The sequence below is a fragment of the Cupriavidus campinensis genome (genome assembly GCF_905397395.1).
Classification (GTDB): Bacteria; Pseudomonadota; Gammaproteobacteria; order Burkholderiales; family Burkholderiaceae; genus Cupriavidus; species Cupriavidus campinensis.
Genome location: NZ_CAJPVH010000004.1, coordinates 148,765 through 175,439 on the forward strand (window position 1 = coordinate 148,765; position 26,675 = coordinate 175,439).

A 26,675-nucleotide genomic window follows, 5' to 3' on the forward strand; every position below is an offset into this window, starting at 1 on the left:
GTGAGTGGGGATGACAGCAAAGACAGCCATCATACCCGCTCGGGCAGGCCACTCGCCAGCCACCAGGCCCGAATACCCGATATCAGGCCGGCGGCGGCTCCGTGCGCCGGCTGCGCCGCCGCCGCGCCAGCATGTTCAATCCCTCCACGCCGGTCGAGAAGGCCATCGCCGCATAGATATAGCCCTTCGGCACGTGGTGGCCCAGCCCGTCGGCAATCAGTGTCATGCCGATCATGATCAGGAAGGCCAGCGCCAACATGATGATGGTGGGATTCGCGTTGATGAAGTTGGCCAGCGGCGCGGCTGCGAACAGCATCACGGTCACGGCGGCGATCACGGCAACGAACATGATCGGGACGTGGTCGGTCATGCCCACGGCGGTGATGATGCTATCGATCGAGAACACGAGGTCGAGCACGAGGATCTGGCCGATGGCCACCGCGAAACTTGGCGCGGCGCGGGCGACGATGCCTTCCTCGCCATGCCCGGGTTCGGGCGAGACGTGCTGATGGATCTCGCGCGTGGCCTTCCAGACCAGGAACGCGCCCCCGGCAATCAGGATGATGTCGCGCCAGGAAATGCCTTTGCCAAGGATCGTGAAGACCGGCTCGGTCAGCGCCACGATCCAGGCAATCGTCGCCAGCAAGCCCAGGCGCATCACCAGCGCAAGAGTGATCCCCAGCCGCCGCGCCTTCTCGCGCATGGCTTCGGGCAGCTTGTTGGTCAGGATGGAGATGAAAATCAGGTTGTCGATGCCGAGCACGACCTCCATGGCCACCAGTGTGGCCAGGGCGGCCCAGGCGGCCGGATCGCGCGCCAGCGCGAGTAGCGATTCCATGCGAACTCCTTGGTTGGGGTGGGCTGGGGCAGGGCTACCCGAAAGCGGACTACCAGGATCATGGTAGCGCACGCCGGCGGCGCAGGGGAGAGCAGTTAGGGTGAGATTGAGGTTGTGAAACGCCAAGACTGGAATATAGTATGTGATATATCAAAACAATACCGGTCATCACAACCATCGAGGAGACAACCCATGAAGATCTGTATCTATGGGGCAGGGGCGATTGGCGGCTACATGGGCGCGCAGTTGGCGCTCGCGGGCGCCGACGTGAGTTTCATCGCACGCGGGCCGCACCTGGCGGCCATGCAGGCCAACGGCGTGCGCCTTCATATCGAGGGCGAGGAGCGCGTGGCGCGCGTGCGCTGCACCAGCGATCCGCGTGAGCTGGGGCCGCAGGACTACGTGTTCATCACGCTCAAGGCGCACCAGGTGCCCGGCGTGGTGGACTTGATGCAACCGCTGCTCGGGCCGGAAACGGCCGTGGTGACCGGTGTCAACGGCATTCCCTACTGGTACTTCCACAAGCACGGTGGCGAGTTTGCCGGGCGCACGCTGGAGAGCGTGGACCCGGGCGGCAAGCAGTGGCGCGGCCTCGGGCCGGAGCGGGCCATCGGCTGCGTGCTGTATCCGGCGGCGGAGATCGAGTCGCCGGGCGTGATCCGCCATGTCTACGGTAAGAAGTTTCCTATCGGCGAGCCGGACGGCAGCCGTTCCTCGCGCGTGACGCAACTGGCCGAGCTGATGGTCAAGGCGGATCTCGACGCGCCCGTGCGCGACAACATCCGCGATGAGATCTGGCTCAAGCTGTGGGGCAACCTCTGCTTCAACCCGATCAGCGCGCTGACGCATGCCACGCTGGACATCATCACCGCCGACCCCGCCACGCGCGCGCTGTCCCGCCAGATGATGCTGGAGGCCAAGGCGATTGCCGAGCGCTTTGGCGTGCACTTCCGCGTGGATGTGGAGCGCCGCATCGACGGCGCCGGCGCGGTGGGGGCGCACAAGACCTCGATGCTGCAGGACCTGGAGGCCGGCCGGGCGATGGAAATCGACCCCTTGCTGACCGTGGTGCAGGAGATGGGGCGGATGATCGGCCAGCCCACACCGATGGTCGATGCCGTGCTTGGCCTGATCAAGCAGCGCGACAGGATGGCGCAGGGCGGCCAGACTGCGCCGCCCGGGCCGGTAGCGCGCGCGGCATGACGCGGGAGAAATCCCCGGCGATGTGGTGATCTTGATATACCATATACGAAAGGCCGGACCCGCCCTTTTCTCACCCGTTCGGGTTCTTGACGCGCGATCATCGACGAAATTGATGAGCAAACCGCATGGCGCCATGCCAAACTGGTCACCATGCGTCCGCGCGTCAGGCCCCGGCAGAGAAGCAGGGCGGGACGCCGCCGGAGGCCGCCTCGGCCCCCGGGGCGCCGGTCATAGACGAGTGCATTCATGTCCGCCCAAACACCCGAAGTCCAGCCCGCCGGCCTGACCCTGTCGCTGCAGCCGATCAACGCGGGCGCCAGCCTGCGCGACCAGGCCTATGCGATGCTGCGCCAGGCCATTGCCGATGCCGATATCTATCAGTCGCGGGAGGAAGTGCGACTGGACGAGCGCGTGCTGTCCGAGGCGCTGGGCGTGAGCCGCACGCCGATCCGCGAGGCGATGACGCTGCTCGAGCAGGAAGGCTTCCTGCGCACGGTGCCGCGCCGCGGCATCTACATCATGCGCAAGACCAAGCGCGAGATCGTGGAGATGATCCAGGTCTGGGCCGCGCTGGAAAGCATGGCGGCCCGCCTGGCCACGCTCCATGCCACTGACGAGGAAATCGGCAAACTGCGACACATGTTCGACAGCTTCCGAGACTCCACGCCGGCCGAGCACATCGAAGAGTATTCCGACGCCAACATCGTCTTTCACCAGGCGATCGTGCAGCTATCGAAGTCGCAGATCATCATGGACGCGATCAAGAACATCTTCGTCCATGTGCGTGCAATTCGGAAAATGACGATCTCGCAGAGCGACCGGGCCGCGCGGTCGATCGTCGATCATCTGCGGATTATCGAGGCGCTGGAGAAGCGCGATACGGAGCTGGCCGAGAAGCTGGTGCGCCAGCATTCGCTCGATCTGGCCGACTACGTGGAAAAGAACTGCGACTTCCTGGACTGACTGCCGGCCACGTCATGCACGCCCCGTCGCCCGGCCCATGACGGGGCGCGGGCATTGTTCCGCGATGTGGCCGAATCTTCTAGCGCCCCAACAGCTTTACGGCACGTTGGGGCTTTTTCTTTGGCACGTTTCTTTGGCACTTTTCCTTGGTTATTTGCCGATCTCGCAGGGGCGAGGGGCTGTCCTTGGAACGGCCTCTGCGTCATCCGCAACACCTCCCCGGTTCACACAGCCTCTGCCAGCGTAGGCACCGCAAGGCTTTATGCGCATTTGCTGCGATGCAGCGTCGAAACTTCCATGATTCGGGTTTAAACTCTCTTGCATCTTGCTGATATACCACATACTGTATGTCAAAAGAGCGAGACACATATCAGGAGACGAGCATGGCCGAGGCTACCAACCAAAGTCAGACCAGCACCATGGCGCAACGCAAAGCCCTGGACGGCATTCGCGTCCTGGACCTGACGCACGTTCAGGCCGGCCCCTCGGCTACGCAGTTGATGGCCTGGATGGGCGCCGACGTGATCAAGGTCGAATTGCCCGGACGCGGTGACATCACGCGCAGCCAGCTGCGTGACGTGCCCAACGCTGACAGCCTGTACTTCACCATGCTGAACAGCAACAAGCGTAGCCTGACGCTCAATATGAAAACGCCGGAAGGCAAGGCACTGCTGGAAGACCTGATTCAGCAGAGCGATGTGCTGATCGAGAACTTCGGTCCGGGCGTGCTGGCCCGCGCCGGATTCGACTGGGAACATATCCAGGACCTGAATCCGCGCATGGTCTATGCGTCGATCAAGGGCTTCGGTCCCGGCCCCTACCAGGACTGCAAGGCGTATGAAAACGTGGCTCAGTGCATGGGCGGTGCCGCATCGACGACAGGCGAAGCCAGCGGCATGCCATTGGTGACGGGCGCGCAGATCGGCGATTCGGGTACGGGCGTGCACTGCGTGGTCGGGATCCTGGGCGCACTGCTGCAGCGCGAGCATTCGGGGCGCGGCCAGCGCGTGGAAGTCGCCATGCAGGACGCCGTACTGAACCTGTGCCGCGTGAAACTGCGCGACCAACAGCGCCTGGATGCCGGCCCGCTGCGCGAGTACCCCAACGATCAGTTCGACGACCACGTGCCGCGCGCGGGCAATGCGTCGGGCGGCGGCCAGCCGGGCGCTGCGCTGCGCTGCGCGCCGGGCGGTGCCAACGACTATGTCTACGTCATCATCCAGCCGCAGGGCTGGGAGCCGCTGATGCGCCTGTGCGGCCGCGAAGATCTGATCACCGATCCGGAATTCGCCACGCCTGAAGTGCGTCTGAAAAAGCTCGCCGCGTGCTTCGGCATCATCGAGCAATGGACCCTGGGCCACACCAAGTTCGAGGTGATGAACGCGCTCAACAAGGTGGATGTGCCGTGTGGCCCGATATTGTCGATGAAGGACCTGATCGGGGACCAGTCGATGTACGAGCGCGGCTTCCTGATCGAGCTGGAGCACCCGGTGCGCGGCAAATACGTGCAGCTCGGCTCGCCGATCACACTGTCCGACTCGCCGGTGAACGTCGAGCGCTCGCCGCTGCTGGGGGAGCACACCAACGAGATCCTCGAATCGCTGGGGCGGTCGCCGGCCCAGATTGCTGCGCTGCGCCTGGCGGGAGCGATCTGACCCGAGGCGTCCGGCCCCGGCCGGTGCCTCGTCTCCACAGCCCCTGACGGGGGTCTCTCCATTCTCTGCTGAAAGAGCAGGCGCGGCACGCTCGCGCCTGTCAGAGGAGTTCTGCCGTGCAAACCTGGATTCGCTTCCGCCGTCCTGATGGCGACGCCGCTTATGGCCGGCTTGACGAGGGTGATGCCGACCGCGTCATCGAATGCGATGGCCCTGGCTATACCGATCCTCGCCCCACGGGCAATAGCTACAGCTACGCCTCGCTGGACCTGCTGGCCCCGTGCCAGCCGGGCAAGATCGTGGCGCTGTGGAACAACTTTCACGCCCTCGCGGCCCGGCTGGAGAAAGCGGTGCCCGTGCATCCGCTGTTCCTGCTGAAGCCGGCAAGTTCGCTGGCCGGCCCCGGCGACGGCATCCTGCGTCCGAGCGGGTATACCGGCAAGATCGCCTACGAAGGCGAACTCGGCATCGTCATTGGCCGCGAATGCCGGAATGTGCCGCTCGCCGAAGCTGCCTCGCACATCTTCGGCTACACCATCGTCAATGACGTCACGGCGAGCGAGCTGCTCAATGCCGATCCCAACTTCCCGCAGTGGACGCGCGCCAAGGGTTCCGACACCTTCGGTTGCGTCGGTCCGGCCATTGTCTCCGGCTTTGACTGGCGAAGCGCCAGCGTGGTAACGCGTCTGGACGGCGTCGAGCGCCAGAACTACCCGTTGTCCGACATTGTTTTTTCGCCCGAGGAGCAGGTCAGCCTGCTGTCGCGGGACATGACGTTGATGCCGGGCGACGTGATCGCCGTCGGCACCTCGATCGGGGTCGGGTCGATGAAGGAGGGTTCTGTGGTGGAGGTGTCGATCCGCGGGATCGGCTCGCTGGTCAACCATGTGCGCGGCTGAACGAGCCAGTTTGCGAAGGCGGGAAGCTCGGTAGTTTCCCTTATCTGGTTGCGTAATTTCGGGGAAATGCTGCGGCGCATCGACGAAAGTTCGCATCAGTGCTTGCTGAATACTGATATATCACATACCGTATTTGCCAAAGGTCGCTGCCTGTAGCGAATCGTCAAGGAGGAGACATCGTGAAGTCCGAAGTAGCCAGGCGGGCGCGAGAACGACCGCTGAAGACACCTTGAAGCAGAAGTTTTCCAATCCCCGTCAATTTGTATAGAAGGATGCAACCATGGCAGAAGTCGGAAACGAGCTGCAGCGTCAGGCTGGCGAAGAACATCAGGCACAAACCGATGGTTTTCATCTGGTCATCGAAGCGCTGAAGCTGAACGGCATCGAGAACATCTACGGCCTGCCCGGTATTCCGGTCACGGATCTGGCCCGTCTGGCGCAGGCCAACGGCATGCGCGTTATCAGCTTTCGTCATGAGCAGAATGCCGGCAACGCCGCAGCGATTGCCGGCTTTCTCACGCAGAAGCCGGGCGTTTGCCTGACCGTGTCTGCGCCCGGCTTCCTGAACGGGCTGACGGCGCTGGCGAATGCGACCACCAACTGCTTCCCGATGATTCTGATCAGCGGCTCGAGCGAGCGCGAGATCGTCGATCTGCAGCAGGGTGACTACGAAGAGATGGACCAGCTGGCTATAGCCCGTCCGCACGCCAAGGCTGCCTTCCGCGTGCTGCACGCTGAAGACATTGGTGTCGGTATCGCGCGTGCCATCCGCGCCGCCGTGTCGGGCCGTCCCGGCGGTGTGTACCTGGACCTGCCGGCCAATCTGCTGGGCCAGTCGATGGAAGCCGAGCGTGGCCGCAAGTCGTTGATCAAGGTGGTGGACCCGGCCCCGCGCCAACTCCCTGCACCGGACTCGATCGACCGTGCCGTCGCGCTGCTGAAGAGCGCCAAGCGCCCGCTGATCCTGTTGGGCAAGGGTGCCGCGTACGCTCGCGCCGATGCGGATATCCGCGCGCTGGTCGAGAAGACTGGCATTCCGTACCTGCCGATGTCGATGGCCAAGGGCCTGCTGCCCGATACACACCCGCAATCGGCCTCGGCCGCACGTTCGTACGTGCTGGCGGAAGCTGACGTGGTGATGCTGGTCGGCGCCCGCCTGAACTGGCTGCTGTCGCACGGCAAAGGCAAGACCTGGGGCAAGCCGAAGCAGTTCATCCAGATCGACATCTCGCCGACCGAGATGGACAGTAACGTGGCCATCGCCGCGCCCGTAGTGGGTGACATTGGTTCGTGCGTATCGGCAATGCTCGACAAGATCGGCAACGGCTTTGCCAAGCCGGACGCCGATTGGCTGAACGCGGTGGACGAACGCAAGGACAAGAACCTGGCGAAGATGGCCGAGACCTTGTCCAAGGATGTGTCGCCGATGAACTTCCATAGCGCGCTGCGCGCGCTGAAGGACGTCGTCAAAGCCAATCCGGGCATCTCGTTTGTCAACGAAGGCGCCAACACGCTGGACTACGCCCGTGCCGTGATCGACATGTACGAGCCGCGCAAGCGCCTGGACGTGGGCACCTGGGGCGTGATGGGTGTGGGTATGGGCTACGCGGTCGCTGCGGCGGTCGAAACCAGCAAGCCGGTCCTCGCGCTGTGCGGTGACAGTGCGTTCGGCTTCTCGGGCATGGAGGTGGAAACTATCTGCCGCTACAACCTGCCGATCTGCATCGTCATTTTCAACAATAACGGCGTCTACAAGGGTATCGACGTGAATCCGACCGGCGGCAACGATCCGGCGGTCACGATGTTCGTCAAGGGGGCGCGCTACGACAAGATGATGGAAGCGTTCGGTGGGGTTGGTCACAACGTCACCACACCGGCGGAACTCGAAGCCGCGGTGAACGAAGCCTTGCGGTCGGGCAAGCCCACGCTGGTCAACGCCGTCATCGATCCGGCTGCCGGCACCGAAAGCGGTCGTCTGACCAATCTGAATCCGCAGAGCGCGGCCAAGAAGTAATCCACCCCAGTTTCACCCTCTATTCCATCAGGAGAGCGATTGTGAACCTCCCACTCAACGGCATCAAGATCATCGACTTTACGCACGTGCAAGCCGGCCCCGCCTGCACGCAGCTTCTCGCATGGTTCGGCGCAGACGTCATCAAGGTGGAACGCCCCGGCTCCGGCGACGTCACCCGCACGCAATTGCGCGACATTCCCGACGCGGACGCGCTGTACTTCACCATGCTGAACAGCAACAAGCGCTCGCTGACGCTGGACACCAAAAAGCCGGAAGGCAAGAAGATCCTGGAGCAGTTGATCCGCGAATCGGATGTGCTGGTCGAGAACTTCGGCCCCGGTGCGCTTGACCGCATGGGGTTCTCCTGGGAGCGCATCAAGGAACTGAACCCGAAGATGATCGTGGCATCGGTCAAGGGCTTCAGCGACGGCCACCACTATGAAGACCTGAAGGTCTACGAGAACGTGGCACAGTGCGCTGGCGGTGCCGCGTCGACCACCGGTTTCTGGGACGGCCCGCCGACCGTGTCGGCCGCCGCCCTGGGTGACTCGAACACCGGCATGCACCTGGCCATCGGCATCCTGACCGCGATCATCGGCCGCCAGCAGACCGGCCAGGGTCAGAAGGTTGCCGTATCGATGCAGGACGCCGTGCTGAATCTGTGCCGCGTGAAGCTGCGCGACCAGCAGCGACTGGACCGCCAGGGCTATCTGGAAGAGTATCCCCAGTATCCGCACGGCACGTTCAGCGACGTGGTGCCCCGTGGTGGCAACGCCGGCGGTGGCGGCCAGCCGGGCTGGGTGCTGAAGTGCAAGGGTTGGGAGACCGATCCCAACGCCTATATCTACTTCACCATCCAGGGCCACGCCTGGGAGCCGATCTGCAAGGCACTGGGCAAGGAAGAGTGGATCAGCGATCCGAACTACAACACGCCCAAGGGCCGTCAGCCGCATATCTTCGAAATCTTCAAGACCATCGAAGAATGGCTTGCCGACAAGACCAAGTACGAGGCGGTGGACATCCTGCGCAAGTTCGATATTCCCTGCTCGCCGGTGCTGTCAATGAAGGAAATCGCGGCGGATGAATCGCTGCGCAAGAGCGGTTCGATCGTGGAAGTCCCGCACAAGGAACGTGGCACCTACCTGACCGTGGGCAGCCCGATCAAGTTCTCGGCCATGAAGCCGGAAATCACCGGTTCGCCGCTGCTGGGCGAGCACAGCGAGGAAGTGCTGGCCAGCCTGGGCTATGCCGCCGAGGAGATCTCCCGTCTGCGTGAGTCGCAGGTGATCTGAGCCAGGCGCCAGCACTGCCAGCGCCCAATGTGACAGCGGGTCACACCTGGAGCGCCGGGGAATGCGTAGACGGGACGTAACGCACCCTGGCGCTTCATGGTTTGGACGCCAAGCTGAGGGACCGGCATGGCCGACGGTGCCACAATGACAGCCCGGACCCCTGGTGGCGAACCTCGCCACCCTCCCATTCGCCTGGAAAGCTCAGGAAAGACCAAGACCATGCAGACCGCGATCGACTATGAACAGCTGGTGTCGGCCATCGGCGACGCCGTGATCATCTCCGGCGCCGACGGTGCCATCACGTTATGGAACCCGGCCGCCGAGTACATGTTCGGCTACACCCGGGAGGAGGCCCTGGGCAAGTCGCTGGATCTGATTATTCCCGAGCGCCTGCGTGCGCGCCACTGGGAGGGCTACGACAAGACCATGGCAACGGGCCAGACCCGCTACGGCCATGACTTGCTCAAGGTCCCGGCGATCAACAAGAACGGCGAAGCGATGTCGATCGCTTTTACCGTGGCGCTGCTGCACGGGCAGGGCGGGGAAATCACCGGCATCGTGGCGGTGATCCGTGACGAGACCGTGCGCTTCCAGGAAGAGCGGGCGCTGCGCAAGCGCATCACGGAACTGGAAGCCAGGACGGGCGCCGAGGCCGGAGCCGGCTGACTCACCGGACGCAGTTGCAGCATGGCGCAGGAACGATAAGGCCGGGCGATTCTCCCGGCCTTTTCCGTTTCTACGTTCACGCGCTGGCCAACGCCAGGTTTCGTGTGAGCGGGGCGCGTTCCGATGCCTGCTTCATTGCCGCCGCCATGGTCGCACCCAGCTCCGCTGGCGACCCGGCGACATGGATGCCGGCTTCGCGCATGGCGTTGACCTTCGCTTCCGCCGTGCCCGTCCCGCCCGAGATGATCGCGCCGGCGTGCCCCATGCGGCGTCCCGGCGGCGCCGTGGTGCCGGCGATAAAGCCCACCACCGGTTTGCGCCTGTGCGCATCGCGCAGAAACTGGGCTGCCTCTTCCTCCGCCGATCCGCCAATCTCGCCGATCATGATGATGCCTTCGGTCCTGTCGTCGGCCAGGAACATCTCCAGGCAGTCGATGAAGTCGGTGCCGTTCACCGGATCGCCGCCGATGCCGATGCAGGTCGATTGCCCCAGTCCGGCCGCCGTGGTCTGCGCCACGGCCTCATAAGTCAGCGTGCCCGAGCGCGACACCACGCCGATCTTGCCCGGTGTATGGATGTGGCCGGGCATGATGCCGATCTTGCATTGCCCCGGCGTGATTATCCCCGGACAATTCGGGCCAACCAGGCGGCTGCCGGACCCCGACAGCGCACGCTTGACCCGCACCATGTCCATCACGGGAATGCCTTCGGTGATGCAGACGATCAGCGCGATGCCGGCATCGACCGCTTCCAGGATGGCATCGGCGGCGAACGGTGGCGGCACATAGATGACCGAGGCGTCGGCGCCTGTGGCATTGGCGGCAGCGGCCACGGTATCGAAGACCGGGAGGCCCAGGTGCGATTCACCGCCCTTGCCGGGCGTGACGCCGCCCACCATCTTCGTGCCATAGGCCAGTGCCTGTGCCGAATGGAATGTGCCTTGTGCGCCGGTAAAGCCCTGGCAGATCACGCGGGTGTCTTTGTCGATCAGCACGGCCATTTCACTTTCCTCCCTTCTTCGATTGGTGCGTGCGCACGGCGGCCACGACTTTCTCGGCCGCATCGGCAAGATCCTTGGCGGAGACGACCGGCAGGCCCGAATCTCGCAGGATCTTCTTGCCGAGGTCGACGTTGGTGCCTTCCAGCCGCACCACCAGCGGCACGGTCAGGTCCACTTCGCGCGCGGCGGCCACCACGCCTTCGGCAATCACGTCGCAGCGCATGATGCCGCCGAAGATATTGACGAGAATCCCTTCGACCTCGGGATCGGCCAGGATCAGCCGGAACGCCGCGGTGACGCGCTCCGTCGTGGCACCGCCGCCTACATCGAGGAAGTTGGCCGGCTCGCCGCCATGGAGCTTGATGATGTCCATCGTGGCCATCGCCAGGCCTGCGCCATTCACCATGCAGCCGATGTTGCCGTCCAGCCGCACGTAGTTCAGGGCGTGCCGGGCGGCTTCGGTCTCGGCCGGGTCTTCCTCGCTCTCGTCGCGCATGGCATCGATGTCGGGATGGCGGAAGAGGGCGTTATCGTCGAAACTGAACTTGGCGTCGAGCGCCATCACGTCGCCGCTGCCGGTGACCACAAGCGGATTGATCTCGACGATCGACGCGTCGAGTTCGGTGAACGCGCGGTAGGTCGAGAGGATAAAACGGGTAGCCGCGCCCACCTGCTTGCCCGACAGCCCCAGGCCGAATGCCAGCCGGCGTGCATGAAACGGCTGGATGCCGCTGGCCGGATCGATTGCCACCTTCAGGATTTTCTCGGGCGTGCGTGCGGCAACCTCCTCGATCTCCATGCCGCCTTCGGTGGACGCCATGATCGTGATGCGCGACGTGGCGCGGTCGATCAGGATGCCCAGGTAGAGCTCGCGCGCGATGTCGCAGCCTTCCTCGACGTAGAGGCGCCGCACTACCCGGCCGGCCGGGCCGGTCTGCCTGGTGACCAGGGTCTTGCCCAGCATCTGCGCGGCGCTCGAGCGGACGTCATCGATCGACTTCACCACGCGCACGCCGCCCTTGCCCGAGCTGTCATCCGCGAAGCGGCCGGCACCGCGGCCGCCAGCGTGGATCTGCGACTTCACCACCCAGACCGGGCCGCCCAGCTTGCGGGCGGCATGGGCGGCCTCGTCTGGCGTAAAGGCCACGCGGCCATGCGGTACAAGCACGTCATAGCGCCTGAGCAACTCCTTGGCCTGATATTCGTGAATGTTCACGTGTCTCCTCGGTTGAAAAGCGCCGCGGGCCGCAGGTCGGGACCCGCCTGTTCAGTTTTTCGCAGCGTAAAATATGATATGTAATATATCAGTAATAAAATCAAGCCGAAACGGGTGCGAGCTGAATTGCGCAAAAGGGATGTCCGCGCTGACAAGGCCATCGCATCAATAGAGCAAGATTGATCGCAAAGCCTTCTATGTTGCGGGTTAACGCTGGTGTATGCCGCAGGATCTATTGCGATGCGGAATGAAAAGTCTGAACCGCGCTGCATTTTCTTCTTGTTGTGGCGTGATATATCACATACGTTATCCAGCAAGCGCGCAAGAGAATCTTCAAGGAGACAACGCCATGAATAACAAAGCACTGGATGGTGTCCGCATCCTGGACATGACGCACGTGCAGGCCGGCCCCTCGGCCACCCAGCTGATGGCCTGGCTGGGCGCCGACGTGATCAAGGTGGAACTGCCCGGCCGGGGCGACATCACGCGCAGCCAGCTGCGCGACGTGCCGAACGCCGACAGCCTCTACTTCACGATGCTGAACTCCAACAAGCGCAGCCTGACGCTGAACATGAAGACGCCCGAGGGCAAGGCGCTGCTGGAAGACCTGGTGCAGCGCTGCGACGTGCTGGTGGAGAACTTCGGCCCCGGCGTGCTCGATCGCGCTGGTTTCGACTGGGACCGCCTGCAGGAGTTGAACCCGCGCCTGATCTACGCGTCGATCAAGGGCTTCGGCCCGGGGCCGTACGCGGACTGCAAGGCGTACGAAAACGTGGCCCAGTGCATGGGCGGCTCGGCCAGCACGACGGGTACCGAGGACGGTGCGCCCACGGTGACCGGCGCCCAGATCGGCGACTCGGGTACCGGCGTGCACTGCGTGGTCGGCATCCTGGCCGCACTGCTGCACCGCGAGCATTCGGGCCGTGGCCAGCGCGTGGAAGTGGCGATGCAGGACTCGGTGCTGAACCTCTGCCGCGTGAAACTGCGCGACCAGCAGCGCCTCGCGGCCGGTCCGCTTAAGGAATTTCCGAACGAAACCTTCGGCGACTACGTGCCGCGTGCCGGCAATGCGTCGGGCGGCGGCCAGCCGGGCGCCGCGCTGCGCTGCTCGCCGGGCGGGGCCAACGACTACGTCTACGTGATCATCCAGCCGCAAGGCTGGGAGCCGCTGATGCGCCTGTGCGGCCGGGAGGACCTGATCACCCATCCGCAATTCGCCACGCCGGAGGCGCGCCTGAAATGCCTGGGCGAGTGCTTCTCCATCATCGAGAAGTGGACCAAGACCAAGACGAAATTCGAGGTCATGGACGCCCTGAACGAGGTCGACGTGCCGTGCGGCCCGATTCTCTCGATGAAGGACCTGATCGAGGACAAGTCGATGTTCGACCGCGGCTATCTGGTCGAGCTGGACCACCCGGAGCGCGGCAAGTACGTGCAGCTGGGCTGCCCGATCACGCTCTCGGCCTCGCCGGTGGAAGTGGAGCGTTCGCCGCTGCTGGGCGAGCACACCGAGGAAATCCTCGACTGGCTCGGCCGCTCGCCGGCCCAGATCGCGGCGTTGAAGGCGGCCGGCGCGGTCTGAGCCGCGCCACCTCTCGAATGCATGTCTGCAATGCCTGAACAGATGGAGACCTGACATGGCACATGACAAGGATGCGGTACGCAAGATTCTGGCGACCGTGAAGCAAGAGGGGCGCGCTGCGCTGACGGCGCCCGAGGGCAAGCTGGTCTGCGACGCCTATGGCATCTCGGTGCCGGGCGAGGGCGTGGCCAAGTCGCCGTCGAACGCGGTGGAACTGGCGACGAAGATGGGCTTCCCGGTGGTGATGAAGATCGTCTCGCCGGACATCCTGCACAAGACGGAGGCTGGCGGCGTGCTGGTGGGCCTGAAGTCGGCGGCGGATGTGGAGCAGGGCTACCGCACCATCGTCGAGAACGCCAGGAAGTACAACGCCAATGCCGAAATCATCGGCGTGCAAGTGCAACAAATGATCACGGGCGGCCAGGAAGTCATCATCGGCGCCGTGACCGACCCGTCGTTCGGCAAGCTGGTGGCCTTCGGCCTGGGCGGCGTGCTGGTGGAAGTGCTCAAGGACATCACCTTCCGCATGGCGCCGGCCACCAATGAGGATGCGCTGTCGATGCTGGACGGCATTGCCGCCGCCGAGGTGCTCAAGGGCGTGCGCGGCGCCGACCCGGCCAACCGCGAGGCGCTGGCCGGCATGATCGAGCGCGTGTCGCAGCTGGTCACCGATTTTCCGGAGATTTCCGAGCTGGACCTGAACCCGGTGTTCGCCAGCAAGGACGGCGCCATCGCCGCCGACGTGCGGATTGTGGTGGACTTCTCGCCGCAGCCGGAGAAGTACCGTCCCACGCAGGAACAGATCGTCAAGCAGATGAACCGCATCATGCGCCCGGACACGGTGGCGGTGATCGGCGCATCGGCCGAGGACGGCAAGATCGGCAATTCGGTGATGAAGAACCTGATCAACGGCGGCTACCAGGGCAAGATCTACCCGATCCACCCGAAGGCCGAAGAGATCATGGGCATGACGGCCTACAAGAGCGTGCTCGATGTGCCGGGCAACATCGATGTGGCCGTGTTTGCCATCCCGGCCAAGTTCGTGGCCCAGGCGCTTGAAGAAGTCGGCAAGAAGGGCATTCCCGGCGCCGTGCTGATTCCGTCCGGGTTTGCCGAAACCGGCAACGTGGAAGGGCAGGACGAGATCGTCGCGATTGCCCGCAAGCACGACATCCGCCTGATGGGACCGAATATCTACGGTTTCTACTACACGCCGAAGAACCTGTGCGCCACGTTCTGCACGCCGTATGACGTGAAGGGCAAGGCGGCGCTGTCGTCGCAGTCGGGCGGCATCGGCATGGCCATCATTGGCTTCTCGCGCTCGGCCAAGATGGGCGTGTCGGCGATTGTCGGCCTGGGCAACAAGTCGGATATCGACGAAGACGATCTGCTCACCTTCTTCGAGCAGGACGACAACACCGAGATCATCGCCCAGCACTGCGAGGACCTGAAGGATGGCCGCGCCTTTGCCGAGGCGGCGCGCCGGGTGTCCAAGAAGAAGCCGGTGGTGGTGCTCAAGGCGGGCCGTACCAGCATGGGCGCGCGGGCAGCCAGCTCGCACACCGGGGCGCTGGCCGGCAACGACCGCATCTACGAGGACGTGTTCAAGCAGTCCGGCGTGATCCGGGCGCGCTCGCTGCGCGACCTGCTCGAGTTCGCGCGGGGCATTCCCAAGCTGCCGACGCCGAAGGGCGAGAACGTGGTCATCATCACGGGCGCGGGTGGCTCGGGCGTGCTGTTGTCCGATGCGTGCGTGGACAACAACCTGTCCCTGATGACCATGCCGGACGACCTCGACGCGGCGTTCCGCAAGTTCATCCCGCCGTTCGGCGCGGCCGGCAACCCGGTGGATATCACCGGCGGCGAGCCGCCCACGACGTACAAGAACACGCTGCGCCTTGGCATGGAAGACCCGCGCATCCACGCGATCATCCTTGGCTACTGGCACACGATCATCACCCCGCCGATGGTGTTCGCCAAGCTGGTCATCGAGGTGAAGGAAGAGATGGCGGCGAAGGGCATCGAAAAGCCGATCGTGGCATCGCTGGCCGGCGACGTGCAGGTAGAGGAAGCCGCTGAATACCTCTACGAGCACGGTGTGCCGTCCTATGCGTACTCCACCGAAATCCCGGTGGCAGTGCTCGGCGCGAAGTACAAGTGGGCGAGGGGAGCGGGCAAGATCTGATGCGGTCCGCCCCGCCGGCATAGCCAGATTTGCCGGCATCTCCAGCACAACCAGCCCCCAACGAGACAGCAACCGTTAGGGGCATTTTTTTAGAACCTGAGGAGAGCCCGATGTCGCAAACGCAAGATAGCGGGGCAGCCGCATCTCGCAGGACGTGACGCTGATATTGCGCGACGAATCGTCAAAGAAGGTCGTAAATCGCCTAGTTCATGCCCGTGCCGGACATCGCACGCAGGTATTCGTTCTTCTTGTTGAAGATCAGCTGGCTCAGGAACGGCGCGTCATAGGCGTTGAGCAGGTGCGCGTGGTGTTCCTCGATATAGCGGGTCACGCGGGTCTTCTCGCATTCGATGCCGCAGAGCCACTCGAACATCGGCATGTCCCAGCGGAAGCGCAGGCCCAGTTCGGCGAAGGCGGCGTTGAAGGCGGCGAGTTGCACCGCACGATCAGGGCCCGTGTCGCCGGCGGCGGGCGACGTAACGGACGCGGAAGACGCGGCGGGATACAGTGGGTTCATGATCGTCTCCTGTGTTTGCACGTACACGAGCTTGGTACAAGTGCAGAGTAGGCGTGACGAACGATTTACGATAATTAAAGTTTCATCGAGAAATAATAAGGCATCGTTTATATATTGGGGTGACTACACCTGACGGGCGATGCGCGGCCGGATCAGCCCCTCCACGCCGGTGATCTGCTGGATCAGCGTGGCACCTTCCTCCATCAGGAAATGCTTGAATGCCAGCGCCACCGGCGGCAGCCGCTTGTTCTTGCGGTGCACCACATACCAGTTCAGCATAACTGGGAAGCCTTCGATATCGAGCACGGCCAGCTTGCCCGCCTGTAGCTCCAGTCCCACCGTGTGCGCGGACAGGAAGGCGATGCCCATATTGGCGATGACCGCCTGCTTGATCGTCTCGGTGCTCTTGATCTCCATGGCGATACGCAGGTTCGAGAGCCGCCCGGCAAAGCCTTCCTGCATCGAATTCCAGGTATCGGAGCCTTTCTCGCGTGAAACGAACGCCTCTTCGGCCAGCCCGGCCAGGGGGATGTCGCGGCGCCCGACCAGCGGATGGTTCGGCGCGGCCACGATGACGTAGGGGTGGGGTGCGAACGACTCGGCGATGGTGTCCATGCCCTCGGGCGGGCGCACCATGACGGCGAGGTCGGTGAGGTTGCCGGCCAGCTGGTGCAACAGTTCCTCACGATTGTGCACCGCGAGATTCAGCGTCACCCCATCATGCCGATTCATGAATTCGGCCAGCAGGCGGGGAAAGAAATAATCGCCGGCGCTGATTACCGCCACGTTGAGACGGCCTCCGGAAATACCCTTGAGTTGCGCCATCGCGTCCCCGGCCTCGCGGAATTGCTGGATGATGCTGCGGCTGTAATGCAGCATCTCCGTGCCGGCCGGCGTGAGGTAGATCCGCTTGCCCAACTGCTCGAACAGCGGCAGGCCCACGTGATGCTCGAGCTGCCGAACCTGTGTGGAAACAGCGGGTTGCGTGAGATGCAGTTCCTCCGCCGCGCGCGAAAAGCTCAGATGGCGGGCCACCGTTTCGAACACTTTCAGCTGGCGCAGCGTGGCGTTCTTCATTGGTCGATATCCTGCAATATATAAAGGATCGTCAATGATCATAATAAAAAACTTTATGCTGTGCGTATCTAAGTTTGAAGTAGCATCAATCAGCGATGCAACGTGCCGCAATGTCAGGCGCGCTCATTCAGTAGTGAAGTAGGGCGTCCCCACGCAGGTCTGCCCACCAGTCGCGCCGCCAGAGCGCGAGACACACTAATGCAAGGAGACACGACATGGCGCACCCGCACGCGGCAGGCCCCGCCTTTGGCAATGGCAATCTGGACGGGCAGGGCGGCCTGCTCCGCAATCGCTGGTTCCAGCTCTTCATCGGCGTCCTTTGCATGGGGCTCGTGGCGAACCTCCAGTACGGCTGGACGCTGTTCGTGACGCCCATGAATGCGCGTCATCACTGGGGCGAGTCCCCCATCCAGGTCGCCTTCTCCATTTTCATCGTCACCGAAACCTGGCTCGTCCCGGTCGAGGGCTGGCTCGTGGACAAGTTCGGCCCGCGCCCCGTGGTGGCCGTGGGCGCGCTGTGCGCCGGGGCGGCCTGGGTCATGAACTCGTTCGCCACCTCGCTGCCGATGCTCTACGCGGCCGCCGTCGTGGCCGGCATTGGCGCGGGCGGCGTCTATGGCACGTGCGTGGGCAATGCGCTGAAGTGGTTCCCGGACAAGCGCGGCCTGGCCGCCGGGCTCACGGCCGCCGGCTTCGGTGCGGGCTCGGCGCTGACCGTGATCCCCATCGCCAACATGATCCAGAAATCGGGCTACGAGCACGCGTTCTTCACGTTCGGCATCCTGCAGGGCGTGCTGATCTTCATCCTGGCGATGTTGCTGGTCAAGCCGAAGCCGCCCAGGGGGCTCGTCGCCGGCAAGGCCAACCTGACCAACCCCGTGGCGCTGACGCCGGGCCAGATGGTGCGCACGCCGGTGTTCTGGGTGATCTACGCATCCTTCGTGGCGGTGGCGGCGGGCGGCATCATGGCCACCGCGCAGCTCGGCCCCATCGCCAAGGACTTTGGCTTCGCGGCAATGCCGATCACGCTGCTGGGCATGACGCTGCCGCTGCTGACCATGACGCTGTCCATCGACAACCTCTGCAACGGGCTGACGCGCCCGCTGTGCGGCCTGATCTCCGACCGCATCGGCCGCGAGAACACCATGTTCTTCATCTTCATCGGCGAGGGGCTGTCGCTGATCGGGCTGATGGAGTTCGGGCACAACCCGTACTGGTTCATGTTCTTCGCCGCGCTCACCTTCCTGTTCTGGGGCGAGATCTTCTCGATTTTTCCGGCGCTCTGTGCCGATACGTTCGGCAGCGAGTACGCCGCAGCCAATGCGGGCACGCTCTATACGGCCAAGGGCACGGCAGCGATGCTGGTGCCGCTGGCCTCGGTGTTGTCGCATCAAGGTGGCTGGAGCCTGGTCTTCACGGTGGCGGCCGTGCTGACCGTGGCAGCGGGGCTGTCCGCCAAGTTCCTGTTGCAGCCGATGCGCCGGCGCTTCATCACCGGCCACGCGGCGGCCCATCCCACCATGCAAGGACAAGGAGCGGCACCATGAATGTTTCGCTTCCCCAATTGAAGGCCTTTGCTGCGGTTGCGCGCCAGAAGAGCTTTACGCGCGCGGCGGCGGAACTTGGCCTGACCCAGTCGGCCATCAGTCGTAGCGTGCGTGAGCTGGAGGAGGAGATCGACCAGCGGCTGTTCGACCGCACCACGCGCCAGGTGGAGCTGACCGACGCCGGCGAGCATCTCTCGCAACGGATCTGCCATCTGATCGAGGAAGTCGAGCAGACGCTGCGCGAGAGCCATGGCACCGGCAAGCCCAGCCAGGGCACCGTGCATATCGCCACCGATCCGGTGTTGTCGTCGATGTCCGTGCCGATGTGGGTGGCCGGCTGCCGCACCGCGTGGCCCGGCATCGGCATCACGCTGCGCGACCGCTCGCACGAATGCGTGCTGCAAAGCGTGCGCAGCGGCGAGGTTGACTTCGGCATCGCCAGCAACCCGGTGGCCTGCGACGACCTCTATTGCGAACCGCTCTATATGGACCCGCTGCACGCGGTGCTGCCCGCCGGGCATCCGCTGGCCGCGCGCGAGTCCCTTGGCTGGGGCGAACTGGCCGATGCCTCGGTGCTCGTGCTCGACCACAACTCGGGCGTGCAGCCCGCCGTGGAGCGCGCGCTGGCCACCTATCACGTACGCCCCGGCGCCCTGCAGCTGCTCGGCCATTTCTCGGCGATCTTCGGCATGGTGGCGATGGGGCTCGGCATTGGCGTGGTGCCGTCGCGCACGCAGGCCGCCGGCCTGGCGCCCGCGGCCGTGCTGCGGCCCTTGCGGCCACAGGTCAACAACAACGTGATGCTGGTCCGAAGGAAGGCCCGCTCGCTCAAGCCCAATGCGGCGGCGGTGTGGGACAACCTGCGTGGCCAGGAGTACGAACAGGGCCAGATGAAGAAAGCGGGGTAGGGCCGTGAATCGGATTCATCTGATGCAGCGCCGCAACGGCTTTTGCGCAGAATAAGGCGCTATTTGACGGCGTTTCGGCAGCAATCTTCGGCAGAAGCGACCCACAACGCACCCCCAGGGGTGCGTTGTTGTTTTTAGTGCCAATCTTCCATTGATATATCACATACAGGATATTTACAGACCTCGCGGTGCAGCATATACTGAAGACTCATTGACCTACCTCATTCAGGAGTTTTCATGAACGCCGCACAGCTTTCCGTCATCGCCCTCGGTCTGATTGCCTCGGGTGTTTCCGTAACCTGGCTGATTGCCACGCGCCTGCCGATGGGTCTGCTGACCACCGCCGGCGACCATGGCCGCTTTGCTGGCCTCGGTTCGGATCAGGCCGTGGACGGGATTGGCCGTGCGACGCCTGACGCCGGCACGCGTCCCCAGTTCGCCCACGCGTAAGTCAGTTGGTATCGAAGGCAGGGAGCTTGTAGCGGCCGGCAACTCCCTCCCAGCAGTCGTCGTACTCATCGGCCGTATCTTTCGTTTTCCCCTCGCTCCATCCCCGCGTTTCCTGCGTTTCCTTGCGTTTTCCGGCTTTTTCCTCGCCTAGGACTTTCCCTAGGACATCTCTTTTCCCTTCGCATTGCAGCATCCCGGGCGTTTGCCGCCAGCCTCTGCCATTGATCTGGCACCACCCGCTAAGTCATTGATCGGCAACGAATCGTAAGCCGTTTTGCGGCATGGTTTGATGCGCCCGGCGCACCACTGCCGCTCTCTCTCCGGGCGTCGGTGGCCAGGTTGTATCCGGGCAGCAAAACCGCTCACCGAAAACGGCTTGACTTGGGTGATATACCACATACTGTATAGCACTAGAGCGGCGAGCCACTCTACGAAAAAGACCAGGCGGTACACAGAGGCATCGAATCAGATGCCCACCCACAACGGCGGCGATGACCGCCAGAAGGAGACACCATGGAACTACAGCAAGGCGCGTCCACGTCACGATTTGCGTCCCCATGGACGCAGCTCGTATTCGGCGTCATCTGCATGGCGATGATTGCCAACATGCAATACGGCTGGACCCTGTTCGTCAATCCGATCGATGACAAATACCACTGGGGCCGCACGGCCATCCAGGTGGCGTTCACCATTTTCGTGGTCACCGAGACCTGGCTGGTGCCGATCGAGGGCTATCTGGTCGACAAGTACGGCCCGCGCCCGGTGGTGGTGGGCGGCGGCCTGCTCTGCGCGATTGCGTGGGCGCTGAACTCGGTGGCGTCGTCGCTGCCGATGCTGTACTTCGCTGCGGCCATCGGCGGCGTAGGGGCTGGCGCGGTATATGGCACCTGCGTGGGCAATGCGCTCAAGTGGTTTCCCAACCGGCGCGGGCTGGCGGCGGGGATTACGGCGGCCGGCTTCGGCGCGGGCTCCGCGCTGACCGTGGTGCCCATCGCCAACATGATCAAGACCAGCGGCTACGAGAGCACCTTCCTCACCTTCGGGCTGGGGCAGGGCATCGTGGTGGTGATCCTGGGCCTGGCGCTCTATCCGCCGTCGGCCAAGATCCTCTCCGACGTGAAGAGCACCCTGAAGGCGGCTGCTACTTATAATGCGTCGCCGCGCCAGGTGCTGTCCTCGCCGATCTTCTGGGTGATGTACGCGATGTTCGTGATGATGGCCGCCGGCGGGCTGATGGCCACGGCGCAGCTGGGCCCCATCGCCAAGGATTTCGGGCTCCATGACTCGCCGGTGTCCATCCTCGGGCTGACGCTGCCGGCGCTGACCTTCGCGCTGACCATCGACCGCGTGCTGAACGGGCTGACCCGGCCGTTCTTCGGCTGGATCTCGGACAACATCGGCCGTGAGAACACCATGTTCCTGGCCTTCGCGGTGGAGGCAGTCGGCATCCTGCTGCTGTCCAAGTACGGGCACAACCCGGTGGCGTTCGTGATCCTGACCGGTGTGGTGTTCTTCGCCTGGGGCGAGATCTACAGCCTGTTCCCGGCCACCTGCGGCGATACCTTCGGCCCCAAGTTCGCGGCGACCAACGCCGGCCTGCTGTACACGGCCAAGGGCACGGCCGCGCTGCTGGTGCCGTTCTCGAGCGTGATTACCGCCGCCACCGGCGACTGGCACGCGGTGTTCATGCTGGCCTCGGGCATGGCCGCGCTCTCGGCGGTGCTGGCGATCTTCGTGCTCAAGCCGATGCGCGAGGCCCATGCCCGGAAGTACGTCAACGACAATGCGGCGCCGTCGATGGGCTACCGGCCCGTCCCGGACGACCTGACCTGACCCGGGCACGCCAGGACACACGGGAAGGGCCCGCCGGCGCGCGGGCCCTTGTGCGTGCGCCGTCCGCCGTCCGGCGACACCTGGCGCCGCCAGGCGACGCCGGGCGTATGATCAAGATCAGCCGGCAGCATAGCCGACGAGCAAGACAACAACCCACAGGATTCCCCATGAACCAGGTTGTGATTCCGATTGTGGTGGAGGGCGGAGGCCGCGAGCGCAAACGCCGCCAGCCCAAGGGCCGGCAGGTGGACCCGGCGGCACTGTCCGAGGTGCGCCAGCTGCTGGGCGATGCCCCGCGCCGCCGAGACCTGCTGATCGAGCATCTGCACGCCATCCAGGACCACTTCGGCCAGCTGGCCACGCCCCATCTGGCCGCACTGGCGCAGGAAATGCGCATGGCCCAGACCGAGGTCTTCGAGGTGGCCAGTTTCTATCACCATTTCGATATTGTCCGAGAGGACGCCGATGGCCACATCGCCGCCCCGCAGGCGCTGACCGTGCGCGTCTGCGAGGGCATTGCCTGCGAGATGGCGGGGGCGACCTCGCTGCTGGAGCGACTACCGGCGCTGCTTGGCACCGATGTCCGCGTGCTCGCCGCACCCTGCATCGGCCGTTGCGAGCGGGCGCCGGCCGTGCTGGTGGGCCAGCATCCGGTGGACGCCGCCACCCCCGCCGCCGTGCAGGCCTGCGTGGAGGCCGGCACCGTCCGGCATGACCCCGAGCCCTATCTCAGCTATGACGACTATCGCGCCCAGGGCGGCTATCGCCTGTTGCAGGCGCTGGAGCAGGGCGAGACCGACGCGGACGCGCTGATCGCCGTGATGGAGAACTCCGGCCTGCGCGGGCTCGGCGGGGCGGGCTTTCCCACTGGCCGCAAATGGCGCATCGTCCGGGCCGAGCCGGCGCCACGCCTGATGGCCGTCAATATCGACGAAGGCGAGCCGGGCACGTTCAAGGACCGCGTCTACCTGGAGCGCGATCCGCATCGCTTCCTGGAGGGCATGCTGGTGGCTGCGCGCGTGACCGGCGTGGCCGCCATCTATATCTACCTGCGCGATGAGTACGCGGGCTGCCGCGCCGTGCTGACCGAGGCGCTGGCGCAACTGCGCGCCGCGCCGCCGGTGCCCGGCCTGCCCGAGATCCATCTGCGCCGGGGTGCCGGCGCGTATATCTGCGGTGAAGAGTCGGCCATGATCGAATCGATCGAGGGCAAGCGTGGCATGCCCCGGCTGCGCCCGCCCTATGTAGCGCAGGTCGGGCTGTTTGGCCGGCCAACGCTCGAGCACAACTTCGAGACGCTGTATTGGGTGCGCGAGATTGTGGAGCGCGGCCCCGAATGGTTCGCAGGGCAGGGCCGGCATGGCCGCAAGGGCCTGCGCTCGTTTTCGGTGTCTGGCCGGGTGCGCCGCCCCGGCGTGCATCTGGCGCCGGCCGGTATCACCGTGCGTGAATTGATCGACGAATACTGCGGCGGCATGCTGGACGGCCACGCCTTCTACGGCTACCTGCCGGGTGGGGCCTCGGGCGGCATCCTGCCGGCGGCGATGGGCGATGTTCCGCTCGATTTCGACACGTTGCAGCCACATGGCTGCTTTATTGGCTCGGCGGCCATCGTGGTGCTGTCCGACCACGACCGGGCCGTCGATGCCGCGCGCAATTTGATGCATTTCTTCCGCGACGAGTCCTGCGGCCAATGCACGCCGTGCCGCGTGGGCACGGCCAAGGCGCTCGACCTGATCCGCCAGCCGGCAGCGGCCTGGGACCTGGCCGCGCTGGCTGACCTGTCCGCGGTGATGCGCGATGCGTCGATCTGCGGGCTGGGGCAGGCCGCGCCGAATCCCGTGGATTGCGTGATCCGCTACTTCCCGCATGAACTCGCGCCGGTGACTGCCGTCGCACCCGTCGCTCAGGAGGGCCAGCCATGAATGCACTGACCCGCGCTGAAGTCGCGCTCGTCCAGGCGTCGTCCGACACCGAGGTCACCTTCCGGCTCGATGGCCGGGAGGTGACCGCCCGCCCCGGGGAGTCGCTGCTGCAGGTGGCGCGCCGGGAAGGCATCGAGATTCCGCATCTTTGCTACAAGGATGGGCTGGATACCGCCGGCAACTGCCGCGCCTGCATGGTCGAGATCGACGGGGAACGCGTGCTGGCGCCGTCCTGCTGCCGCGCGCCGGCCAATGGCATGACGGTGCACACGGACTCCGAGCGCGCCCGGCGCGCGCAGCGCATGGTGCTGGAACTGCTGCAGTCCGACATGCCGGAGACCGCGTACACGCGCCATAGTGAACTTGATCAGTGGTCGGCCCGGCTCGAAGTCGGCAAGCCACGCTTTGCCCCGCGCGAGGCGGTGCCGGCCGATCTGTCGCACCCCGCCATCGCGGTCAACCTCGATGCCTGCATCCAGTGCACGCGCTGCGTGCGCGCCTGCCGCGACGAACAGGCCAATGACGTGATCGGGCTGGCATTTCGCGGCGATCATGCCCGCATCGTCTTCGATATGGCCGACCCGATGGGCGCCAGCACCTGCGTGGCCTGCGGCGAGTGCGTGCAGGCCTGCCCGACCGGCGCGCTGATGCCGGCGCGCAACGTGGCGCTGGCCGTGCCCGACCGCGAGGTGGATTCGGTCTGCCCGTATTGCGGCGTGGGCTGCCAGCTGACGTACCACGTCAAGGACAACCGCATCCTGTTCGTGGAAGGGCGCGACGGCCCGGCCAATCACAACCGGCTCTGCGTGAAGGGGCGTTACGGTTTCGACTACGCCCAGCATCCACACCGGCTGACAGTGCCGCTGGTGCGGCGCGAAGGGGTGGCCAAGTCCGGCGACATGGTGCTGGACCCCGATCGCGTGATGGAGGTGTTCCGGGAAGCAACCTGGGAAGAGGCCCTGGCCCTGGCCGCCGGCGGCCTTGCGCGCATCCGGGACACGCTGGGTGGCCGTGCGCTGGCCGGGTTTGGTTCGGCCAAGGGTAGCAACGAGGAAGCCTATCTGTTCCAGAAGCTCGTGCGGACCGGGTTTGGCAGCAACAACGTCGATCACTGCACGCGGCTGTGTCATGCGTCATCGGTGGCGGCGCTGCTCGAAGGAATCGGCTCGGGGGCGGTGTCCAATCCGGTGATGGACGTGGGCAAGGCCGAGGTGGTGCTGCTGATCGGCGCCAATCCCACGGTCAACCATCCGGTGGCAGCCACCTGGATCAAGAACGCGGTGCGCAACGGTACCAAGCTCATCGTCGCCGATCCGCGTCGATCTGACCTGTCGCGCTTTGCGCACCGGTTCCTGCAGTTCCAGGCCGATACCGACGTGGCACTGCTGAACGCGATGATGCATGTGATTGTGGAGGAAGGGCTTGTCGATCCCGAATTCATTGCCGCGCGCACGTCCGGCTACGAGGCGCTGGCGGCCAATGTGGCCCCGTACAGCCCTGAGCTCATGGCCCCGGTCTGCGGCATCGACGCGGAAACCATCCGCGAGGTGGCCCGGCTCTACGCCACCTCGAAGGGATCGATGATCCTGTGGGGCATGGGCGTGTCCCAGCACGTGCATGGCACGGACAACGCGCGCTGCCTGATCGCGCTGGCGCTGATGACGGGCCAGATCGGCCGGCCGGGCACGGGTTTGCATCCGCTGCGCGGCCAGAACAACGTGCAGGGCGCGTCCGACGCGGGGCTGATCCCGATGATGTATCCGGACTACCGGCGCGTGGATGACCCGGCCGCCAACGCCGCCTTCGAGGCGCTGTGGGGCATGCCGCTGGACAAGCAGCCGGGCCTGACCGTGGTGGAGGTCATGCAGGCCATCGAGGCAGGCACCGTGCGCGGCATGTACATCATGGGCGAGAACCCGGCGATGTCGGACCCGGATGCGCAGCACGCGCGCGAGGCGCTGGCCGCGCTCGACCATCTGGTGGTGCAGGACATTTTCCTGACCGAGACCGCCTGCCTGGCCGATGTGGTGCTGCCCGCCTCGGCCTTCCCCGAGAAGACTGGCACCTTCACCAATACGGACCGCACGGTGCAACTGGGCCGGCAGGCGATCGACCCGCCCGGGCAGGCACGCCAGGACCTGTGGATCCTGTGCGAGCTGGCCGCGCGGCTCGGGCTGCCCTGGGACTATGGGCATGCCACCCGCGATGCGGCGCCCGTGGCCTTGGTTTTCGACGAAATGCGACATGCGATGCCGAGCATCGCCGGCATGACGTGGGCGCGGCTCCAGCGCGAGCATGCAGTGACCTATCCCTGCGAGACGGAGGGAGATCCCGGCGAGCCGGTGATTTTTACGGAGACGTTCCCGACCGTTGGCGGACGCGGGCGCTTCGTGCCGGCGGACATCATCCCGGCGGCAGAGCGTCCGGATCAGGAATATCCGACGGTCCTGATCACGGGCCGACAGCTCGAGCACTGGCATACGGGCAGCATGACGCGCCGCGCCGGCGTGCTCGACGCCATCGAGCCGGATCCGGTGGCACTGGTCCATCCGCTCGATCTGGCGGCGCTCGGCGGCAAGCCCGGCGACGTGGTCACGCTGACGTCCCGGCGCGGGCAGGTGATGCTCTACGCGCGCGCCGACGATGGCACCCCGCGCGGCGCCGTGTTCGTGCCGTTCTGCTACTACGAGGCGGCCATCAACAAGCTGACCAACCCGGCGCTCGACCCGTTCGGCAAGATTCCGGAGTTCAAGTACTGCGCGATCCGGATGACGCTGGGCGGCGCGGTGCCCGAGCAGCTGAGCTTCGGCGGCGGGCAGATTCTGGATTCGCTGACCGGCGCCCTGGCCTTGCCCGGATGATTTTCCGAAAATTCGTGAAAGTGATTGCGGATTCATTCGGCTAA

At 64.7% G+C, this 26,675-nt stretch carries 20 protein-coding genes; 15 read left to right on the forward strand and 5 right to left on the reverse strand.

Going from position 1 to position 26,675, the window contains the following annotated elements; all coding sequences use genetic code 11:
• Nucleotides 1-82: 82 nt before the first annotated feature.
• Nucleotides 83-838, reverse strand: coding sequence for a TerC family protein (locus KHO18_RS04365; RefSeq protein WP_144197072.1), 756 nt, complete (start codon nucleotides 836-838; stop codon nucleotides 83-85).
• A gap of 192 nt (nucleotides 839-1,030) precedes the next feature.
• Here KHO18_RS04365 and KHO18_RS04370 point away from each other — a divergent pair, with 192 nt between their 5' ends.
• The 7 genes from KHO18_RS04370 (at nucleotide 1,031) to KHO18_RS04400 (ending at nucleotide 9,530) form a co-directional block, all read left to right on the forward strand.
• Nucleotides 1,031-2,041 (forward strand): 2-dehydropantoate 2-reductase, encoded by a 1,011-nt coding sequence (locus KHO18_RS04370; protein WP_211942828.1) that lies wholly within the window; start codon nucleotides 1,031-1,033, stop codon nucleotides 2,039-2,041.
• 246 nt (nucleotides 2,042-2,287) lie between these two features.
• Nucleotides 2,288-3,004, forward strand: coding sequence for a GntR family transcriptional regulator (locus KHO18_RS04375; protein WP_092299721.1), 717 nt, complete (start codon nucleotides 2,288-2,290; stop codon nucleotides 3,002-3,004).
• 383 nt (nucleotides 3,005-3,387) lie between these two features.
• A complete protein-coding gene (frc, locus tag KHO18_RS04380) occupies nucleotides 3,388-4,659 on the forward strand; it encodes a formyl-CoA transferase (protein ID WP_244844530.1) in 1,272 nt (423 codons plus the stop codon).
• A gap of 116 nt (nucleotides 4,660-4,775) precedes the next feature.
• Nucleotides 4,776-5,558, forward strand: a complete 783-nt coding sequence (locus KHO18_RS04385; protein ID WP_144197074.1) for a fumarylacetoacetate hydrolase family protein — start codon at nucleotides 4,776-4,778, stop codon at nucleotides 5,556-5,558.
• Nucleotides 5,559-5,838: 280 nt separating this feature from the next.
• Nucleotides 5,839-7,572 carry an oxalyl-CoA decarboxylase gene (gene oxc / locus KHO18_RS04390; protein WP_144197075.1) on the forward strand — a complete coding sequence of 578 codons (1,734 nt, stop codon included), beginning with the start codon at nucleotides 5,839-5,841 and terminating at the stop codon, nucleotides 7,570-7,572.
• Between the two features lie 41 nt (nucleotides 7,573-7,613).
• Complete coding sequence (gene frc, locus KHO18_RS04395; RefSeq protein WP_144197076.1) at nucleotides 7,614-8,864, forward strand: formyl-CoA transferase; 1,251 nt, start codon at nucleotides 7,614-7,616, stop codon at nucleotides 8,862-8,864.
• A 219-nt stretch (nucleotides 8,865-9,083) separates the two neighbouring features.
• Nucleotides 9,084-9,530, forward strand: coding sequence for a PAS domain-containing protein (locus KHO18_RS04400; protein WP_144197077.1), 447 nt, complete (start codon nucleotides 9,084-9,086; stop codon nucleotides 9,528-9,530).
• A gap of 76 nt (nucleotides 9,531-9,606) precedes the next feature.
• On the opposite strand, the gene sucD is transcribed toward KHO18_RS04400, so the two are convergent.
• Nucleotides 9,607-10,530, reverse strand: coding sequence for a succinate--CoA ligase subunit alpha (sucD, locus tag KHO18_RS04405; protein ID WP_144197078.1), 924 nt, complete (start codon nucleotides 10,528-10,530; stop codon nucleotides 9,607-9,609).
• A 1-nt stretch (nucleotide 10,531) separates the two neighbouring features.
• On the reverse strand, nucleotides 10,532-11,746 hold the full coding sequence (gene sucC, locus KHO18_RS04410; RefSeq protein ID WP_144197079.1) for an ADP-forming succinate--CoA ligase subunit beta: 1,215 nt from the start codon (nucleotides 11,744-11,746) through the stop codon (nucleotides 10,532-10,534).
• Between the two features lie 349 nt (nucleotides 11,747-12,095).
• Between sucC and frc (KHO18_RS04415) the strand changes: the two genes are divergently transcribed.
• Together frc (KHO18_RS04415) and KHO18_RS04420 are read left to right on the forward strand one after the other, a co-directional pair.
• On the forward strand, nucleotides 12,096-13,328 hold the full coding sequence (gene frc / locus KHO18_RS04415; protein WP_144197080.1) for a formyl-CoA transferase: 1,233 nt from the start codon (nucleotides 12,096-12,098) through the stop codon (nucleotides 13,326-13,328).
• 55 nt (nucleotides 13,329-13,383) lie between these two features.
• The gene (locus tag KHO18_RS04420; RefSeq protein ID WP_144197081.1) at nucleotides 13,384-15,513 is read left to right on the forward strand and encodes an acetate--CoA ligase family protein; all 2,130 of its coding nucleotides are present in this window, start codon (nucleotides 13,384-13,386) and stop codon (nucleotides 15,511-15,513) included.
• Nucleotides 15,514-15,715: 202 nt separating this feature from the next.
• Here the strand turns inward: KHO18_RS04420 and KHO18_RS04425 are convergent, their stop codons facing one another.
• Both KHO18_RS04425 and KHO18_RS04430 read right to left on the reverse strand, forming a co-directional pair.
• On the reverse strand, nucleotides 15,716-16,030 hold the full coding sequence (locus tag KHO18_RS04425) for an HAD family hydrolase (RefSeq protein WP_144197082.1): 315 nt from the start codon (nucleotides 16,028-16,030) through the stop codon (nucleotides 15,716-15,718).
• A 123-nt stretch (nucleotides 16,031-16,153) separates the two neighbouring features.
• On the reverse strand, nucleotides 16,154-17,107 hold the full coding sequence (locus tag KHO18_RS04430; protein WP_144197083.1) for a LysR family transcriptional regulator: 954 nt from the start codon (nucleotides 17,105-17,107) through the stop codon (nucleotides 16,154-16,156).
• Nucleotides 17,108-17,322: 215 nt separating this feature from the next.
• Between KHO18_RS04430 and oxlT (KHO18_RS04435) the strand changes: the two genes are divergently transcribed.
• The 6 genes from oxlT (KHO18_RS04435) (at nucleotide 17,323) to fdhF (ending at nucleotide 26,631) form a co-directional block, all read left to right on the forward strand.
• On the forward strand, nucleotides 17,323-18,654 hold the full coding sequence (gene oxlT / locus KHO18_RS04435; RefSeq protein ID WP_144197084.1) for an oxalate/formate MFS antiporter: 1,332 nt from the start codon (nucleotides 17,323-17,325) through the stop codon (nucleotides 18,652-18,654).
• Entirely contained in the window at nucleotides 18,651-19,562 is a 912-nt protein-coding gene (locus tag KHO18_RS04440; RefSeq protein WP_144197085.1) for a LysR family transcriptional regulator, read from the forward strand. The genes oxlT (KHO18_RS04435) and KHO18_RS04440 overlap by 4 nt, the downstream gene beginning before the upstream one ends.
• 237 nt (nucleotides 19,563-19,799) lie before the next feature.
• Nucleotides 19,800-20,012, forward strand: a complete 213-nt coding sequence (locus tag KHO18_RS04445; protein WP_144197086.1) for a hypothetical protein — start codon at nucleotides 19,800-19,802, stop codon at nucleotides 20,010-20,012.
• A gap of 513 nt (nucleotides 20,013-20,525) precedes the next feature.
• Nucleotides 20,526-21,845 carry an oxalate/formate MFS antiporter gene (oxlT, locus tag KHO18_RS04450; RefSeq protein ID WP_144197087.1) on the forward strand — a complete coding sequence of 440 codons (1,320 nt, stop codon included), beginning with the start codon at nucleotides 20,526-20,528 and terminating at the stop codon, nucleotides 21,843-21,845.
• Between the two features lie 167 nt (nucleotides 21,846-22,012).
• A complete protein-coding gene (locus tag KHO18_RS04455) occupies nucleotides 22,013-23,770 on the forward strand; it encodes an NADH-ubiquinone oxidoreductase-F iron-sulfur binding region domain-containing protein (RefSeq protein ID WP_144197088.1) in 1,758 nt (585 codons plus the stop codon).
• Nucleotides 23,767-26,631, forward strand: a complete 2,865-nt coding sequence (fdhF, locus tag KHO18_RS04460; protein WP_144197089.1) for a formate dehydrogenase subunit alpha — start codon at nucleotides 23,767-23,769, stop codon at nucleotides 26,629-26,631. The genes KHO18_RS04455 and fdhF overlap by 4 nt, the downstream gene beginning before the upstream one ends.
• Nucleotides 26,632-26,675 lie beyond the last annotated feature (44 nt).